The organism is Pontibacter sp. E15-1 (assembly GCF_022601975.1).
GTDB lineage: Bacteria > Bacteroidota > Bacteroidia > Cytophagales > Hymenobacteraceae > Pontibacter.
The window spans coordinates 59168-75200 of record NZ_JAKVIR010000014.1 but is presented as its reverse complement, the minus strand read 5'-3'; the positions used below and the strand labels follow the sequence as shown (position 1 = coordinate 75200).

Below are 16033 nucleotides of genomic sequence, written 5' to 3'. Positions count from 1 at the left end.
CTATGGCTTCTGTAGCTCCCGGTGCTCTATACCCTGTAACCCAGAAAGGCTTTTATAAGATATCCATGTGTGAAATCATACCTCAGAAATCAGAGCCAGAGGAGACCATCCCCTATTTGACACAGGGATTTTTAGAGGGTTCTGATGTGCTTAAGTAAAGGCAGCCAGATCACAGCCTTGCGCGCGATGTTAGGCTGTTGCCACCCCACCGAGGGGGCTATATATCATTTTCACCTATTAAAGCGTATCTCACAACAGCATACCGTATGCTGGGCTGTTCACCTTTTAAAAAACCGATGGGCAAAATACCTTCACTCTCCCGATTGCTTTTTGGCGTGATGCTGCTTCTGCTTGCCGCCTGCGATACCACCATCAACACAGACGAGGCGGTGATTGCCGACGCTGTGGAGAAAAAAGACCTTGCCGATCCCACGCATATATATAAAGTAGACACCACCAAAAGCGAGGTGACCTGGATTGGCTCGAAGATGACGGGGCGCCATAACGGGGTGTTTCGGATAAAGAGCGGGGAACTGTATATGGACAATGGGCTGCTGACCGGCGGAAAGTTTGTAATGGATGTCGCCAACACGGCTTCTATGGATAAATCCATTGACGCCGAGAGCAACCGGAAGCTGACAACGCACCTGCGCTCTGCCGATTTTTTCGACGTGGAGCGTTTCCCTACCGCAACCTTCGAGATGACAGGCATCGCCCGCATCGACAGCACCGGGGAGCAGGCGGCGGCAAATGCGGCAAAGCCCGCTGCCACGTACGGCGAGTTCCGGCTTAAAAACCCCACGCACCGCATCACGGGTAACCTCACCATCAAAGGCCAAACCAAGAGCGTGTCTTTTCCAGCCCGCGTTACGATGGACTCGCTGCTGCACGCCAAAGCTAACTTCAACATCGACCGCACCCAATGGGGCCTGGTATACCGCTCAGACAGGTCGTTAGGAGACAAGACCATATACCCGGAAGTGAACATCGGGATTGACCTGGTGGCAAAGCCCGAAGACAACTAACACCCAACGCTTTATACTCCGGCAGCTTACCTACAGCCGTTTCTGGCCAGGGCAGCTATTTCCCGGCAGGTATGCGAAGCGCAGGTTTTGTGCGTTCCTTCTCAAACACACGTTTATTTTATGAAAAAATTTTGGTGCCTGCTACCGCTGCTCTTCTTCACTTTTATAGCCTCTGCGCAAAGCAACACGTTGCAGGCGTTTAACCAGCAGCAAGCAGCCTCACTGAAAATTGGGATGCTGATTTTGGGCGGCTGGGCAATACTGAACATACTAACAGGCAGCTTTAAGCTGACGAAAGCCACGCGCAGCCGCAAGTTTTATTTCCAGATGAACCTTTACTGGAATATCGTGAACCTGATCATCGCGGCGGCGGCCCTGTACAGCATCTTCTCTAAAGACCCCGCTGCCGCCTCGCTGCTGCAAAGCCTGAAGCTGCATGTATGGTATAAAAAAATCCTGTACCTGAACGTGGGCCTGGATGTGGCCTACATCGTGCTGGGCGCATACCTGCAGGAGCGGTCACGGAACTCGGCTAAAACAGAGCAGCTGATGGGCTGGGGCAAGGCCATCGTCTTACAGGGCTTCTTCCTTTTCCTGCTGGACCTGGTGCTGGTTATACTGCTCGAGTCGTCGGCGGAGCAGTTATACTATCTTATCCCTACAGCCTGACGGCCCGAAATTATACGCAAAAGGCCTCCCCTGTTTCCGAAGGAGGCCTTTTGCTGTTTAGTATGTATGCTGCCGGGAATGCTGCCTAACGATCGTGCTTCCCTTCCGCGAACTCCTCGATCATCTTTTTGTTGAAAGCGGGGATGTCGTCTGGGTTGCGGCTGGTCACCAGGCCGTTGTCTACTACCACTTCCTGGTCTACCCAATCGGCACCGGCGTTTTTCAGGTCGGTTTTCAGGGTATGGTAACTGGTCATTTTTTTGCCCCGCACGCGGCCTGTCTCAATCAGGGTCCAGGGGGCGTGGCAGATGGCCGCCACCGGTTTGCCAGCTGCCATAAACTTATCCACAAAGCTTACAGCCTCCTGATTGGTGCGCAGTTTGTCCGGGTTCATCACGCCGCCGGGCAGCAGCAGTGCGCTATAGTCCTCGGCCTTCACGTCGCTCAGTTTTTTGTCTACGGTAAACTTGTCGCCCCATTCGGTATGGTTCCAGGCCTTAATCTCGCTGTTTTTGTTTGGGGAGATGATATGCGCCTCGGCTCCTTCGTCTTTCAGGGCCTGCAGCGGCTTGGTAAGCTCTACCTGCTCAAATCCTTCTTCCACCAATATCGCTATTTTCTTTCCTTCCAGTTTGTTTGCCATTTTCAGTTTGTTTTTTGTGTTACATAAGTAGCCTATGCTTAAAATTCACCTTCCGGAAGCTAAATTCAAGCACACGCTTAGTTCGTTGTATAAACAACGGATGAAAGGAGATTTTGTTAACGGCGCACGGCACGGACACCCCGGAAGCGACAGCCACGGAAAAGGCAATATGCCATACCCTTCACAGTGCGCTTTAGGTGTCGCGTTTGCTATCGATGGGGAGCGGGAGCCCGGTCGGGTCGATGGTGGTTTCGGCGCGGCTGGCGGGGTTCAGGTGGCGGCGGTGCTTCATCCCCTCAAGGCGGGCCTCTACCTCATACTTGTTATGGTAGTAGCCTACCCGCATCGACTCCCGCAGGTATAGCCACAGAAACCGCAGAAAACCGTGCTCCTGAAACTGCCGGATATGGCACAGCTCATGGGCCAGCCACCCCTCGTCTTTCAGGAAGCTCTCGCGGCTCACGCCGCTCAGGTGGATGCTCTTGCCCAGCACCATGGCCACGTTGCTGCTCTTGAGCACCATGCGGGCAATTCTGGCAAACAGCGAGCGTTCTACAACTTTATACTTCATTTCTCTGACTGCAAAATGGATGCGCCCGCCCCTTGTTGGCAGGCGCTAAAATAGTACGCTGAGGGCAAGCAAACGGCGTTGATTTACAGAATCGTCACATTTACAGGCAAGTACCTACACCCCTATGTTTGCTACTTTGGATTGTAGTGCCTATTTTTGCCAGCTTCCTAAGGAGAATCCATACCTCGGGAAGCGCGTTTGGGCCTTGGCAGGCTTGTTTGCCAAGGCCCAAACGCTCGCCAAAAGGTGAAACTGTGAAGCTGCCCAGGCAGCCGCATACAAGCTAAACCCTATGACAAAATCTGTTATCCTGAGTGCGCTGGCCGTTATTTCGCTGGCGCTTTCTTACCTCTACGAGGTTTCCCCGACGCAGCAGGGCACCCCAGTAGCGGGTGCCACAGCCACGGCCCCTGTTACTCCCTACGCAATAAACTCGCCTGAGGACATGGTGCGCGCCATGGAGTGGAGCGCGCCGGCGGCAGACACCGCTGCCCCGGAGCCCGTTCTGAAAGAGTACTACGTCAGGAAGCTGGGCCTGCGCTTTAAGGACCCTAACTACAAGCAGCTGGTGGAAACCGCCTCTGCCTGGATTGGCACCCCCTACCAGTATGGCCGCAATTCCCGGAAGGGCACAGACTGCTCGGGCTTCGTGACGCGCGTTTTCCACGATGTGTATGGGGTTAACCTTAGCCGCAGCTCCGGCTCTATGTTTCAGGATGTGCGGCGCGTAAACAAGGGCAAGATGCGCACCGGCGACCTCGTGTTTTTCCGGCGCAGCGCCAAAGGCCCGATTTACCATGTGGGCATCTACCTCAAAAACAACAAGTTTATCCACTCGGCCACCAACGGCGGCGTACGGGTAAGCTCGCTAAAAGAGCCCTATTACAGCAAGAACTTTTATGCAGCCGGCCGTGTAATCTAGCCGCTGGCAGGCCTATGTGCCCCAAACGGAAGGCCCTGCAGATATTTCTGCGGGGCCTTTTTGTTTTTACCCCGCCCATAACAAAATTAATGGCAGCAAGTATAGAAAGGAAAGCGTTGTTTGAGCAACTTGCATGCATCATTGCAAAAGCCAAATCAGCCAAAACCCACAAAGCTTAAGCACTTACACATTCACATTATGGAGAATAACAGAACAGAGGGCAAAAGCATCGCGCAAAGCCCTTTCTTTAAGAACATCCTCAAAAAAGCAGAGGTATACCTGAAACACCCCTCGCAGGTAGCCCAGCTGATCACTGACACCCTCAAGAAAGCCTCCTCGAAGAAAGGGGTTGGCGCGCTGGCCAGCGAGGTATGGGAAAGCCTGCAACTGCTGACGCGCATGCTCAAGGCGGCCATGTCCGGCGAGTACAGAGGCATTCCGTCTTCCACGCTGGTGGGCGGGGTGGCCGTGCTGATCTACTTCATCACGCCGATTGACTTGATCCCGGACATGATACCGGTGATTGGATTCCTGGACGACGCCACCTTGCTGGCTTGGTTCATGACGAGCATTAAGTCGGAGTTGGACAAGTATAAAGACTGGGAAGTGAGCCGCCCGCTGAAAGTGGAGCCCGTTGTGGCACAGCACGACGCGGAGCCGCACAATGCAGACCCCTCGTGGGGCACCCCCAAATACAGCGACAGTGCGAACAATGACACCAGCACCACCAGCACCCACGAGCCCTCGCTGCGCGCCGCCACCACCGACAGCAGCCGCGCGCCTAAAAACAGTGCCGACGACCTCCCGACAGGCGGCAACGTGCGCTAAGCCCACAACACGGTAAAAAAGCGGCGGCAAACCAGAAGACAGGTTTGCCGCCGCTTTTTTTTGCACTTATCTGCCACGCAGCAACTTTATTAAGCCGGTTTCTGCCCCTCTTATCATAGCCCTACTTTATTCAGATATAGCACAATACAAATACATTAATTTTAACAAAATCTCATAAATCATTCATCAATAGACTTTTTTTAAGTAAATTATTCTATATATTTGGACGTAGAATTTTGTACTTTAACTCTTAGCCAAGTGTCTTCATCATTTCTTCGTCTTTCTTCCGTTAACTTGCACATTGATGGAATCGGGAAAGTTTTGTTTGAGCGTAGCGACAAAGCAAAACGCCTGAGCATTAGTGTGCGCCCCCTCAAAGGAGTGCGCGTAGCCGTGCCACCGCATATCAGTTTCGAAAAAGCGGAACAGCTTATCTATACCAAAGCCGATTGGATCCGGGAACACCAGTCCCGGATGGAGGAGCAGGAGGAGAAGGTGACGGTTTATACCCACGACTCTGACTTCAGGACCAGGCACCATACCCTGCGCCTGCTCACGCACGCGCGCTACGACATGCGCTGCCTCGTCGAAAACGGCTACATCAACGTGTTTTACCCCGCCTTTAAGGATGTATGCGAGGCCGATGTGCAGAAGTTCATCCGCAAGTCGATTGAGGAGGCATACCGCAAGGAGGCAAAACAGTACCTGCCCCAGCGGCTGGCCTATTTTGCCGAGAAGTTTGGGTTCACGTATCAGAACGTGTTCATCAAGAACGCCAAATCGCGGTGGGGCAGCTGCTCGTTTAACGACAACATCAACCTGAACCTGCACCTGATGCGCCTCCCGGAAGACCTCTGCGACTATGTGATCCTGCACGAGCTGGCGCACACAGTGGAGAAAAACCACGGGCCGCAGTTCTGGGCCCTGCTCGACACCGTTTGCCCCGACTCCAAAAACCTTGACAAGAAGCTGAAGGCATTCCGCATCTCCATCTTTTAACGACACCCTATCGACAAAACTTTACAGGACAAACCAGTACACGCGCGCTTAAACAAAGCCCAGGGCCCGCGCCTTGCCAGCATTTGAGCCGGTTTACATGGCAGCCATAAAAAAAGCGAGGAGCACTGCTGTGCTCCTCGCTTTTGCTTTTAGGGGTATAAACTGCCCGGCTCAGTCAGCCTTCCGGAGGGCGTGCGTCTCCACGTACTGTATGAAATCGCCCACCGTGTCGATCGGCACCTCATCCGGGATGGTGATCTGAAAGTTTTTCTCCAGTTCCAGAATGATGTCCACGACGTCTACCGTGTCGAAGCCAAAATGCTGAAACAGGCGCCTGTTGGCCCGCAAGCGGGCAGGTCGTATCTCCTTGGTTTTGCTGATGATCCGAATCACCTTCTTCTCAATCGCTTTGTCTTTTAGCAACATAAGTCTTACACTGTATATTCTCTAACTTTTTTATCCTGGAAAGGCGCTTGTTGTTCTAAAGCTCCGGTTTCCTTTTTATTGTTCCGGCGCAGCCTGTTTTTCAGCTTTTGGTTGAGCAGGTACATCACCGGCACGATCAGCAGCGTGATGGCCGTGGCAAAGCTCAGGCCGAAAATGATGGTCCAGGCCAGCGGCCCCCAGAACGCGGCGCTGCTGCCCCCCATAAAGAAGTGGGGCTCGAACGCCGTAAACAGGGTATAGAAGTTAATGTTTATACCCAGCGCCAGCGGGATAAGGCCCAGAATAGTGGCCGTGGCCGTGAGCAGCACCGGGTTGAGGCGCGTCTTGCCCGCCTCCACGATGGCTTCCTTCAGTTCCATACCCTCGCTGATCAGGATGTCGGTGAACTCCACAATCAGGATACCGTTTTTCACCACGATACCGGCTAGCGCCACAATGCCCACCCCCGTCATCACGATCGACATATCCATACCGAAGATAGAGAAGCCCAGCAGCACGCCGCTGATGCTGAACAGCACCTCCGACAGGATAATGAACGGCTTGGATACCGAGTTGAACTGCGTGACCAGGATGAGGAAGATGATGCAGAAGGCCACCACCAGGGCGATCATCAGGAACTGCATCGTTTCCTGCTGTTCTTCCTGCTGCCCGCCCATGCGCACCTCAAAGCCCTCTGGCGTCTGGAAGCTCTCCAGCGACTGCTCAATCTGCTGCACCACCTCGTTAGGGTTGTAGCCTGCAAGCACATTCGACTCCAGCGTGACCATGCGCTTCAGGTTTTTGCGCTTGATGCCGCCGTAGGAAGTCGAGTACTCGATGGTGGCCACCGAGGAGAGCGGGATCTGGCGCACCTGCCCCGAGTTCATGTCACGGTAGGTGATGCGCATGCCCAGCAGGGCGTCGATGTTGTCGCGGTATGGCTCCGCGTAGCGCACCTGGATGGGGTACTCGTCTTCGTCGCGCTTAAACTTGGAGGCCTCGGTCCCGAAAATGGCAGTCCGTATCTCAGAGCCGATCTGGCCGGTGCTGATGCCCTCGCGGTTGGCGCGGGTGCGGTCCACGTTTACCACCACCTCGGGCTTGCTGTCCTCCAGGTCTGAGCGAAGCTCTTCTATACCCCCGATGTTCTGCTGGTCGATGTATTCCTCCACCTGTTTCGAAAGCTGGATCAGCTGCGGGAAGTCCTCTCCGGCAATCTCGATGCTGATGGGCTTGCCCACGGGCGGGCCGGTCTGCTCTTTGCCCACGGTCACGTCGGCGCCCGGTATACCCTGCACCGCGTCGCGGATCTCGTTCAGGTACACAGCGGTTGTCTTGTCGCCAACCCGGTCCATAAACTCCACGAAGGCCACTGTCACCTTGCCCTTATGCGACTGCGGCGTCACGCTGCGCTCGTTCTGGTCTCCGGCACCGATGGCCACGTTGGATATCACAGACTCCACATTCGGGTTCTCCTGCCCAATCACGCCATAGATGCGCCGTTCCACTACCTTCACCACAGAGTCCGTCACGGCCTGGTCGGTGCCAATGGGCATATTGATGTAGGTATACACAAAGTTAGGGTCAGCCTCGGGGAAGAAAACCACTTTTGGTGAGCGGATGCCGATCATCACGAAAGACAGCAGCAGCAGCGCCCATACCCCCGCGAACATCCATATAGGCCGCTTGCCCACCAGCATCCAGCGGAGCAGGCGCTCGTAGCTATTCATGAACCGTGGCAGCACACTGTGCTGGAAACCGTGGATCATGCGCGCGAACACATACTTGTTGAGGGCCACCAGCAGCACTGCCAGCACCAGCACATTCGCGGTGCCATACCACCCGATGATATAACAAACCACCGCCACAGCCAGCGCCACGCCGTTCAGGATGGCAAAGCGGCGGCGCGCGCGCGGCGATACCTCCCGCTGCTCATCCTTCTGCATGAAAGACGCGGCAAACACCGGGTTGATGATAAAGGCCACCAGCAGCGAGGCCACCAGCGTGATGATGAGCGTGATGGGCAGAAACTGCATGAACTTGCCCACGATGCCCGGCCAGAAAAGCAGCGGGAAGAACGGCGCGATGGTGGTGAGCGTACCCGCCAGCACCGGTATAAACACCTCGCCCGCCGCCACCTTGGCCGACTTCACGACCCCGATGTTGGACTGGTGGTAAATACGGTGCGTGTTCTCGATCACCACGATGGCGTCGTCCACCACGATACCCAGCGCCAGCAGAAAGGCAAACAGCACGATCATGTTGAGCGAGATGCCGAAAAAGGCCAGTGTGATAAAGGCCACACACATGGAAAGCGGTACCGAAAGCCCGACAAATATGGCGTTGGTGGTGCCCATGAAGAACATCAGGATGAGCGTGACGAGCACAAACCCGATGATGATGGTGTTGATCAGGTCGTTGAGTGTATGGCGCGTCTGGGTAGACTGCTCGCCGGTAATCGTGATCTTCAGGTCGTCGGGCAGCGTGGCCCCCTGCATCTCCTCTATCGCCTCGTGGATGTTGTCTGAGGCCTCGATCAGGTTCTCGCCGCTGCGCTTGATCACGTTGAGGGTAATCACGGGGGCATTGTCGAGGCGGGCGTAGCTTTCCTGCTCCTCAAACCCCTCGTTCACGATAGCAATGTCGCCCAGCCGGATGTGGCCTCCCGACACCGACTGCACCACGATGTCGCTGATCTTGGTCGGGTCCACGTACTGGCCCACCACGCGCACCGAGCGCTTCATCTCGCCCACGGTTACGTTGCCGCCCGAGACGGTCATGTTCTCCCGCGCGATGGCGTTCGAGAGGTCGGCGAAGGTTACCTTGGCGGCCTGCATTTTATACATGTCCACATCCACCTGCACCTCTTTGTCCAGGGCCCCCACAATGTCCACGCGCGTGATCTCGGGGTTCGACTCGATCCGGTCTTTCAGGTCTTCGGCGTAGTTCTTCAGCTTGTCGAGGCTGTAGTTGCCCGACACGTTCACGTACATGATCGGGATCTCGGAGAAGTTCACCTCCTGCACATCGGGGTCCTGGGGCAGGTCGGAGGGCAGGTCGGAGCGGGCCTTGTCCACGGCGTCCTTCACCAGTTGCTTGGCCGCCGGCACGTCCACATCGGTGTTAAACTCCACCGTGATCATGGAGAAGTCCTGGATCGAGTTGGAGGTTACCTTTTTTACGCCTGAGATGGCTTTGAGCTGCTTCTCGATGGGGCGCGTCACGAGGTTCTCCACATCCGAGGGGGAGGTGCCGGGGTATACCGTGCCCACGAAAACCGTCGGGATCACGATATCCGGGAAGTTCTCCTTCTGCAGGTTGATGTAGGAAAAGATACCTGCCAGGGTAACAATGATGGTGATGATATAGACGCTGGTTCTATTATCGATGGACCAACTGGTTGGTTTAAACTGCTTCATTGTCTTTTGCTTCTGTTAACTTACTTCTGGCCGGGGCCATCCTGCGTAAACACCACGGGCTGCCCTTCGTTCAGGCTCTGGAAACCGGCGGTGATCACCTGCTCGCTGCCCGAGAGCCCATTCAGCACCTCCACTTTGCCGTTGTAGTCCATACCTGTCTCAATCTCCTTGCGCACGGCCACAAAGCGGTCGCCCTCTTTCCGGGCCACGTATACATAGGCTTTGTTCTCGTCGTGCTGCACCAGGTTCACCGGCAACACCACCACACCCGCTTTGCTGTAATCCTGGATGCGCACCACCGCCACCATGTTCGGGCGCAGGGTTATATCGCTGCCGTTCTTAAAGCGGAGCTCCACGGTGAAGGCGCGGCTCGTCGGGTTGATGAACTGGCTCACCACGTCTACCGTCATCTCCACTTCCTTGTCCAGGTCGGGGAAGTATACCACGGCATTGTCGCCTTTGGAGATCCTGGCCTGGTATGCCTCCGACACCTCGGCCACAATCTTGCCGTCCTGCGTGTTCACCACCCGGATGATGCCCATACCCGGCGCCACCGCCTCGCCAGCGTTTGGCACCACATCGTCCACCACCCCACTTATCGGGGATTTCACGTTAAACTGGTCGCGCTGCTGCTGTAGGATGGCCAGGCTACGCTCCAGGGCCTCTTTGTTGTTTTTGGCCGTGAGGTACTGCATCTCGGTCCCGATCTTCTGGTTCCAGAGATTCTGCTGCTTCTCGAAGCCGATCTGGGCTAGCTCGAGTCGGGTTTTCAGCTCCGCGATACTCTGCTCCAGCACCTGCGCATCGATGGTGGCCATGGTCTGGCCCTTGGACACGCGGTCGCCGCGGCTCACGCGCATGCTGGTCAGCACGCCGCCCACCTTGGGGCTCACAAACACGTTCTGGTCAAAGTCCACGCGGCCCTGCACCTCCACGTAGTGCCGGAAGGTATCCTGCCCAATGGTGGTGACGCTGACAGGCACTGTTTTCTTGTCTCTGGCCACAGTTTTCCCGTCGCCTTTCAGGCCCGCCTCCAGCGTGGCTATTTCCTGGTCCAGCTTTTCGCGCTCCTGCTTCAGCTCTGCCAGGCGGTTCTCTTTGTTGTCGTCTTTGCTGCACGCTGCCAGCCCCAGGGCCAGGGCCATGGCATATATTCCGATGTATCGTTTCATGTTCTTTTTGGAAAAGTTTTCTTCAGTGGTTTTATTTTGTGAGCAACGTGCCTGTGGCTTTGTCCAGGTTCACTTTGGAGATCAGGGCATCATACATGGCGGCGTAGTAGTTGGTCTGGGCCTCACGCAGGTCCGTCTCGGCGGTCACCACTTCCAGGTTGGTGCCCACACCCTCCTGAAACTTAATCTTGGCCACCCGGGCGATATCCTCGGCCAGTGCCATGTTCTCGCGCCGCGCCACCAGCACATCCAGCGCGTTCGTCAGCTCGGCCGAGGCCTGCGCCAGCTCCAGGTCAATGCTCTGGCTCAGCGTCTCGAAGCCCAGTTTCGTGTTCTCTATCGTTATCCTGGCCTGCTGCACCTGGTAGTGCTTGCGCAGGCCGTCGAAGATGGGCACCTGCAACTGCCCCCCTACATAGCCATACTCCAGCCAATTCCGGGTTTTAGTAATGTTGTTGAAGCTGTTGTTGGCCGTGATGTAGCCGTAGCGGGCATTCAGCGACAGCTTGGGCAGGTATCCCGACTTACGGTTTCGCAGGTCCAGCTCGGCCAGGTCGCGCTGTGTCTCCAGTATAGAATACTCGATGCGGTTGCTGTATGTGAAGCTTTGCGGGTTTACCTTGGCCACATCCACCTCCACCTCGGCTAGTTTGTCGGTGAGCATAATCGGCTGCTGCTGCTTTATCCCCATCTGAAATTTCAGCAGGTTCTCGCTGACCGCCATCAGGCGCTCGGTGTTCTGCTTCTCCACACTCAGGTTGTTGAGCTGCACCCGCAGGCGGTCCACGTCCAGTTTTTCGGCCACGCCGTTGTCAAACATCACCCCGGTCTGGTACAGCAGCGTGTCGAGGCGGTGCAGGTTCTGGCTCAGCAGCTCAAAGCGCTCGCGGTTCACCAGCACGCCGTAGTACGCCTTCGATACCTGCCCGGCCACCTCTATCTCGCTCTGCTCCGTTGCTTTCCGGGAGAGTTCGGTATAGGTTTTTGCAGCCTTCAGGCCGATGAGGTAACTTCCGTCGAAGAGTAGCTGGCTGCCGGAAACGGTTGCGTTACCGGTATAGGCGGGCGTGAACGTGACGGGCACAAAGGTGCCGGGCTCCGGCGCATTCGGGTTGTTGGGGTCCTGGAAAAACTCCGCTGGCAGGAAACTCTGTTGCTGGATGAAGTTGTCCCCGACCTCCAGGCTTCCGCTCACCTGCGGCAGGCCCATCGCCCGGATCTCGCCTACCTGCGCCTTGGCGATCTTCTCCTGGTTGCGCGTGGCCTGCAGGCTGGCCCGGTGCTGCAGCGCATACGCAATACTTTCCTGCAAGCTGAAAGGCATAGGCGCCTGTCCCTGCGCGTGGCCTGTGCCCCACACGGTAAGCAGGGCGATCATCAGGTAAATACTTCTTTTCATAATCCTTGTAGCTCTATAACGGGTTCTCTTATTCTTCCTCTTTGATGTGCTGTAGCTCGTTGATGAGCTTGTGCCCCTTCAGGGTCGCAATGCCCAGCATGTAGTGCTCCAACACGGCCAGCTGCACCCGGCTGATGTCGTATTCGTGCGGTGGAAACACCGACTTGTTAAAGGGTAGCTCGATCAGCGAAAGGCGCACCTGGGCGATCACGCTCACATCCAGCTCCTTCCGAAACAAGCCCTCCGCCATACCCCGCCGGAGGTTTGCTTTCACTTTGCCCAGCATGAAGCTGTTCTTGTGCTGCTGCCATAGCTCCCAACTGGTGCTATGGTACTTTTGCAGGTCGTGGAAGATGGAGGGGTGGATCCTGGAGAACACCTGTTTGGTCAGGGCCATGACCTGAAAAATCTCCTCAATGGCATTGCCCGACTTCTCGACGAACACTTCGCAATCCTGCTGGATGCTGCCCAGATAATTTTCCATCGCCTCGTATACCACCTGGTCTTTGTTGGCAAACCACTTGTAAAGAGTTTTCTTCGACATGGCCAGGTGCTGCGCAATATCGTCCATCGACACACTCTTGATGCCCCGCTGGCAGAACAGGCCAAAGGCCGCCTGCATAATCCTTGCCTTGGTGTCTGTTTTTTCTGCTGTCTCCATATCGCTCATCTGGGGCAAAACTATGGAAACATTTTTCATTTCAAAAGTTTCCATAATAGTTTCTCCATCAACACAGCACGCCTGTAAATGTTTATTTCTGCCTAAAATACAAGCACTTACAACACCAATCATACCCTAGGCCTTTGGCAGCGTGGCGCAAAAAAATCGATTAACTGACCTATTGTTCTGATGAATACCCGTTTGTAATCCGGCAAAGGATAGCAGCAGCTGCGCGGGTGGCACGCAGGCGGGGCGGCAGATTTATATTGAAAAAATTTATCAGATACCCAGCACTTCGCGCAGCCTGCTGTAGCCGCTCCGGCTCAGGGGCACGCGCACCCCGCTCTTCAGTAAGGCCACGTGGCAGTCTTTTTCTGAGGGCTCGATGCGGGTGAGCTGGGTGAGGGGTATGATAAAGGAGCGGTGCACCCGCACGAACTGGTTGGGGTCGAGGGTGCGCTCGTAGTAGCGCATGGTTTTCTTCTTCAGGAAGAGGCCCTCGGGGGTATGCACTTTAACGTAGTCGTCGTAGGCCTCCAGGTACAGCACGTCTTTTACCGGTATGATCCGGATGTCGTTGGCGGCCCGCACCACAATGCGCAGCTGCTCCTCGGGCTGCTTGGCGGGCACCTCGCCCAGGTTCGCAGGCGTGTTGTCAGCGGTGTTCGCATGCCGCTTGTCCAGCCACTTGTGCACGGCCGCGTCAAAGCGCTCCTGGCTGAAGGGCTTGAGCAGGTAATCCACGGCGTTGGCCTCAAAGGCTTTCAGGGCATAGGCATCGAAGGCGGTGGTGAAGATCACGCCGGGCGGCTGCTCCACCAGCTCCAGCATCTCGAACCCGTTGATTTTGGGCATCTGGATATCCAGGAAAATCAGGTCGGGCTGATGCTCCTGGATGGCTTTCAGACCCTCGAAGCCGTTGCCGCACTCCTGCACCACCTGTATGGCCGGGTGGCGCTGCAGGTACTCGGCTACCAGGCTGCGGGCCAGGGGCTCGTCGTCGATTATCAAACACTTAATCATGGCGTTGCGGGATTTTGATGGTGGTGATAAACTGATTTTCGTGTTGGCGGGTCTGCAAGAGGTCTTGCCGGGCATAGAGCAGGTATAAACGGCGCTGCACCGAGCTGAGCCCAAAGCCGGTGCCGTGCTGTGGCTGCGCCGTCTCGGGGTCGAAGGGATTCTGCACCTGCAGCTGCAGCTGGCGGCTGTGGCCAGTGGCCCTGATGCTGATCACGGTGTCGCCGAGGGTGTCGTAGAGGCCGAACTTAATGGCGTTTTCCACCACGGGCTGCAGCAGCAGGGCCGGGAGTAGGAGCGGCAGCGCCTCGTCCTGCACCTCGATGGCCGTTTGCAGGCGGTCTCCGAAGCGCACTTTCTCGATATCGAGGTATAGCTGCAGCTGCTTCAGCTCGTCGGCCAGGCTCACCTGCTGCTGGTCGTCCTTGCGCAGGGTGCCGCGCAGAAAGTCGGAGAGTTGCTGTATCATTTTGCGGGCCTGCTCCGGCTTGGCCCCCAACAGGGCGCTAATCGAGTTGAGGCTGTTAAAGAGGAAGTGGGGCTGCAGCTGCTGGCGCAAACTGTGCAACTCAGCCTCACGGGCCAGCTTCTCGGCGGCAGCGCGGCGGTGCTCGTCCTGGTGGCGCTCCAGGGTATAGAACCAAAACCAGCTCAGCAGCACCAGCAGCAACACCATTAGCCAGGTAAACACAAAGCGCACGGCCAGGGTAGCCTCGATAAACGCCAGGTATACCGTGTCTCCCTGAAACACCCACGTCGATATCCAGTAAAAGGCCATCGTGCTGAGCACCGCCAGCCCCAGGCTCCAGATCAGCAGGTAAGCGGCCTCTTTTATACTTGGCTGGTAATACCGCAAGCCCATCCCCATGGCATAGCTGCCGCTCACCAGCAGCAGATTGGTCAGGAGCGCATCAACGGCGGCAAGTTCCGGGGGTAAACCGCCATACCAGAGCAAGGCGGTTTGCACACCCGCCCACAGCAGCGCCCAAGCCAGGTAAACCAGTATGACACGAACCGTAGACATGGGGTATGAATGTTAATTGGTGGTTGTTAATTGTTGGTTGGCTCAAGTTGCGATTGACCGTTTCATTTATACCCTCCATCCCAGCAGAGGAGCGAGCGTTTAAGTATCCAGAATTTCACCTTCTGGGAGGGGCAGGGGTGGATGCACCAGGGTGATAGTTTCCTCCAGCTACTTTATATCGCAATCGGTTTGATTCTTTTTAGGGCTGCTATAGCCTGCGAACAGCTGTTAAACGGGTAGTCCTATAGCAACTGACAATCAACGGTAAACACATAGCAATTTAATAACTCTTGATGGTGAGCCCGCCAAACAGCGCGACACCTTTCAGGATGAGGACTTTGTTGGGATCGTAGCTGCTGCTTTGCATGAGTGGCCGTTTATCGTCCACACCGCCCAGTATGGCCACCACCTCAGACTTTACCTGCCAGTTTGCCGGCACGATCAGGGAGGTGCCGCCGAATATCTGCGTGGCCTCCAGCACAGCCGGCGACTGCAGGTCGGCCTGGCTCAGGTTCAGCTCGGTGCCCCCAAACACACTCACCACTTCGCCTCCCCTGAAGTTTTTAGAGATGATGTTTTTTTTTACACCACCCAGTATGGCCGCCGAGTCTACTACCTCTGCCGTATCGTAGTGGCTGTCTGAGGCATACCCCTCCGGGTTAGATGCGCCAGAGCTCTGGTCGTAGGCGCCTGCCATACCCGGCCCGGGAGTGCGGGGTCCCCTGTTTTGGTTGAATTCTTCATACCGGTTTCTGGGCTTCAGCATCACCCACAACCCGATACCGATCAGCAGGACAGGCCAGAAGAACACGTGCATGTCGAGGCCGGTGATCAGGTCGTTGGCCAGAAAAAGGCTCCCGATTAGCACCAGCACGAGCCACCCAGACTTGCGGAAGTTGTGCCGGAAACCGATGAAGAGGCCAATCACGATCAGGATCATGGGCCAGGAGAAGATCCAGTAGGGGAAGAAGAAAATGTGGAGCCTGGAGGCAAGTATAATCATGCCGACGGTTACGAGCAGCAGGCCTGCCATTACTTTGCCACCCATGCCGCGCTGCGGGTTTTGCCCGTTGCCGCCATAGTTATTGTCCGGAGTTTGATTTCTGTTATCCATTGTTCCTTTTCTTTAAGTTTCTGAGATAAAGGTACTCAACGCAAGCCCACAGGGCCAGAGGCAATAGGCAGGCGCAGCAGAGAAGTCGGTAAGCTGCGGGTTTGCGTCGGTAAGCTACAAAGGATAGCCGCGTTCTGCAAT

At 55.9% G+C, this 16033-nt stretch carries 15 protein-coding genes; 5 read left to right on the top strand and 10 right to left on the bottom strand.

Annotated elements, in window-relative coordinates; all coding sequences use genetic code 11:
- The first annotated feature begins 296 nt into the window (after nucleotides 1–296).
- Together MKJ04_RS11385 and MKJ04_RS11380 are read left to right on the top strand one after the other, a co-directional pair.
- Nucleotides 297–1025: a YceI family protein gene (locus MKJ04_RS11385; RefSeq protein WP_241641763.1), complete on the top strand. Its 729-nt coding sequence runs from the start codon at nucleotides 297–299 to the stop codon at nucleotides 1023–1025.
- Between the two features lie 120 nt (nucleotides 1026–1145).
- Nucleotides 1146–1694, top strand: coding sequence for a DUF6992 family protein (locus tag MKJ04_RS11380; RefSeq protein WP_241641762.1), 549 nt, complete (start codon nucleotides 1146–1148; stop codon nucleotides 1692–1694).
- A gap of 85 nt (nucleotides 1695–1779) precedes the next feature.
- On the opposite strand, the gene MKJ04_RS11375 is transcribed toward MKJ04_RS11380, so the two are convergent.
- Entirely contained in the window at nucleotides 1780–2337 is a 558-nt protein-coding gene (locus tag MKJ04_RS11375) for a type 1 glutamine amidotransferase domain-containing protein (protein ID WP_241641761.1), read from the bottom strand.
- A 193-nt stretch (nucleotides 2338–2530) separates the two neighbouring features.
- Entirely contained in the window at nucleotides 2531–2908 is a 378-nt protein-coding gene (locus MKJ04_RS11370) for a hypothetical protein (RefSeq protein WP_241641760.1), read from the bottom strand.
- A 292-nt stretch (nucleotides 2909–3200) separates the two neighbouring features.
- On the opposite strand from MKJ04_RS11370, the gene MKJ04_RS11365 reads away from it, so the two are divergent.
- The 3 genes from MKJ04_RS11365 to MKJ04_RS11355 all read left to right on the top strand — a co-directional run bounded on the left by MKJ04_RS11365 (nucleotide 3201) and on the right by MKJ04_RS11355 (nucleotide 5657).
- Nucleotides 3201–3830, top strand: coding sequence for a C40 family peptidase (locus MKJ04_RS11365; protein ID WP_241641759.1), 630 nt, complete (start codon nucleotides 3201–3203; stop codon nucleotides 3828–3830).
- A 198-nt stretch (nucleotides 3831–4028) separates the two neighbouring features.
- Nucleotides 4029–4658 (top strand): YkvA family protein, encoded by a 630-nt coding sequence (locus MKJ04_RS11360; RefSeq protein WP_241641758.1) that lies wholly within the window; start codon nucleotides 4029–4031, stop codon nucleotides 4656–4658.
- Nucleotides 4659–4916: 258 nt separating this feature from the next.
- Nucleotides 4917–5657 (top strand): M48 family metallopeptidase, encoded by a 741-nt coding sequence (locus MKJ04_RS11355; protein ID WP_241641757.1) that lies wholly within the window; start codon nucleotides 4917–4919, stop codon nucleotides 5655–5657.
- A gap of 171 nt (nucleotides 5658–5828) precedes the next feature.
- Here the strand turns inward: MKJ04_RS11355 and MKJ04_RS11350 are convergent, their stop codons facing one another.
- The 8 genes from MKJ04_RS11350 to MKJ04_RS11315 all read right to left on the bottom strand — a co-directional run bounded on the left by MKJ04_RS11350 (nucleotide 5829) and on the right by MKJ04_RS11315 (nucleotide 15892).
- The gene (locus MKJ04_RS11350; protein ID WP_241641756.1) at nucleotides 5829–6083 is read right to left on the bottom strand and encodes an acyl carrier protein; all 255 of its coding nucleotides are present in this window, start codon (nucleotides 6081–6083) and stop codon (nucleotides 5829–5831) included.
- A 5-nt stretch (nucleotides 6084–6088) separates the two neighbouring features.
- Nucleotides 6089–9502: an efflux RND transporter permease subunit gene (locus MKJ04_RS11345; RefSeq protein ID WP_241641755.1), complete on the bottom strand. Its 3414-nt coding sequence runs from the start codon at nucleotides 9500–9502 to the stop codon at nucleotides 6089–6091.
- 20 nt (nucleotides 9503–9522) lie between these two features.
- A complete protein-coding gene (locus MKJ04_RS11340) occupies nucleotides 9523–10674 on the bottom strand; it encodes an efflux RND transporter periplasmic adaptor subunit (RefSeq protein WP_241641754.1) in 1152 nt (383 codons plus the stop codon).
- Between the two features lie 31 nt (nucleotides 10675–10705).
- Nucleotides 10706–12073, bottom strand: a complete 1368-nt coding sequence (locus MKJ04_RS11335; protein WP_241641753.1) for a TolC family protein — start codon at nucleotides 12071–12073, stop codon at nucleotides 10706–10708.
- Nucleotides 12074–12101: 28 nt separating this feature from the next.
- Nucleotides 12102–12734, bottom strand: coding sequence for a TetR/AcrR family transcriptional regulator (locus tag MKJ04_RS11330; RefSeq protein ID WP_241641752.1), 633 nt, complete (start codon nucleotides 12732–12734; stop codon nucleotides 12102–12104).
- 279 nt (nucleotides 12735–13013) lie between these two features.
- The gene (locus tag MKJ04_RS11325) at nucleotides 13014–13757 is read right to left on the bottom strand and encodes a LytR/AlgR family response regulator transcription factor (RefSeq protein WP_241641751.1); all 744 of its coding nucleotides are present in this window, start codon (nucleotides 13755–13757) and stop codon (nucleotides 13014–13016) included.
- A complete protein-coding gene (locus MKJ04_RS11320) occupies nucleotides 13750–14778 on the bottom strand; it encodes a sensor histidine kinase (RefSeq protein WP_241641750.1) in 1029 nt (342 codons plus the stop codon). Before MKJ04_RS11320 ends, MKJ04_RS11325 begins: the two co-directional genes overlap by 8 nt.
- 280 nt (nucleotides 14779–15058) lie before the next feature.
- The gene (locus MKJ04_RS11315; RefSeq protein WP_241641749.1) at nucleotides 15059–15892 is read right to left on the bottom strand and encodes a LiaF transmembrane domain-containing protein; all 834 of its coding nucleotides are present in this window, start codon (nucleotides 15890–15892) and stop codon (nucleotides 15059–15061) included.
- Between the last annotated feature and the right edge of the window lie 141 nt (nucleotides 15893–16033).

Bases quoted from the DNA above. Each gene is read 5' to 3' on its own strand.
- MKJ04_RS11385 (WP_241641763.1), top strand. From the start codon at position 297: ATGGGCAAAATACCTTCACTCTCCCGATTGCTTTTTGGCGTGATGCTG.
- MKJ04_RS11380 (WP_241641762.1), top strand. From the start codon at position 1,146: ATGAAAAAATTTTGGTGCCTGCTACCGCTGCTCTTCTTCACTTTTATA.
- MKJ04_RS11375 (WP_241641761.1), bottom strand. From the start codon at position 2,337: ATGGCAAACAAACTGGAAGGAAAGAAAATAGCGATATTGGTGGAAGAA.
- MKJ04_RS11370 (WP_241641760.1), bottom strand. From the start codon at position 2,908: ATGAAGTATAAAGTTGTAGAACGCTCGCTGTTTGCCAGAATTGCCCGC.
- MKJ04_RS11365 (WP_241641759.1), top strand. From the start codon at position 3,201: ATGACAAAATCTGTTATCCTGAGTGCGCTGGCCGTTATTTCGCTGGCG.
- MKJ04_RS11360 (WP_241641758.1), top strand. From the start codon at position 4,029: ATGGAGAATAACAGAACAGAGGGCAAAAGCATCGCGCAAAGCCCTTTC.
- MKJ04_RS11350 (WP_241641756.1), bottom strand. From the start codon at position 6,083: ATGTTGCTAAAAGACAAAGCGATTGAGAAGAAGGTGATTCGGATCATC.
- MKJ04_RS11345 (WP_241641755.1), bottom strand. From the start codon at position 9,502: ATGAAGCAGTTTAAACCAACCAGTTGGTCCATCGATAATAGAACCAGC.
- MKJ04_RS11340 (WP_241641754.1), bottom strand. From the start codon at position 10,674: ATGAAACGATACATCGGAATATATGCCATGGCCCTGGCCCTGGGGCTG.
- MKJ04_RS11335 (WP_241641753.1), bottom strand. From the start codon at position 12,073: ATGAAAAGAAGTATTTACCTGATGATCGCCCTGCTTACCGTGTGGGGC.
- MKJ04_RS11330 (WP_241641752.1), bottom strand. From the start codon at position 12,734: ATGGAGACAGCAGAAAAAACAGACACCAAGGCAAGGATTATGCAGGCG.
- MKJ04_RS11325 (WP_241641751.1), bottom strand. From the start codon at position 13,757: ATGATTAAGTGTTTGATAATCGACGACGAGCCCCTGGCCCGCAGCCTG.
- MKJ04_RS11320 (WP_241641750.1), bottom strand. From the start codon at position 14,778: ATGTCTACGGTTCGTGTCATACTGGTTTACCTGGCTTGGGCGCTGCTG.
- MKJ04_RS11315 (WP_241641749.1), bottom strand. From the start codon at position 15,892: ATGGATAACAGAAATCAAACTCCGGACAATAACTATGGCGGCAACGGG.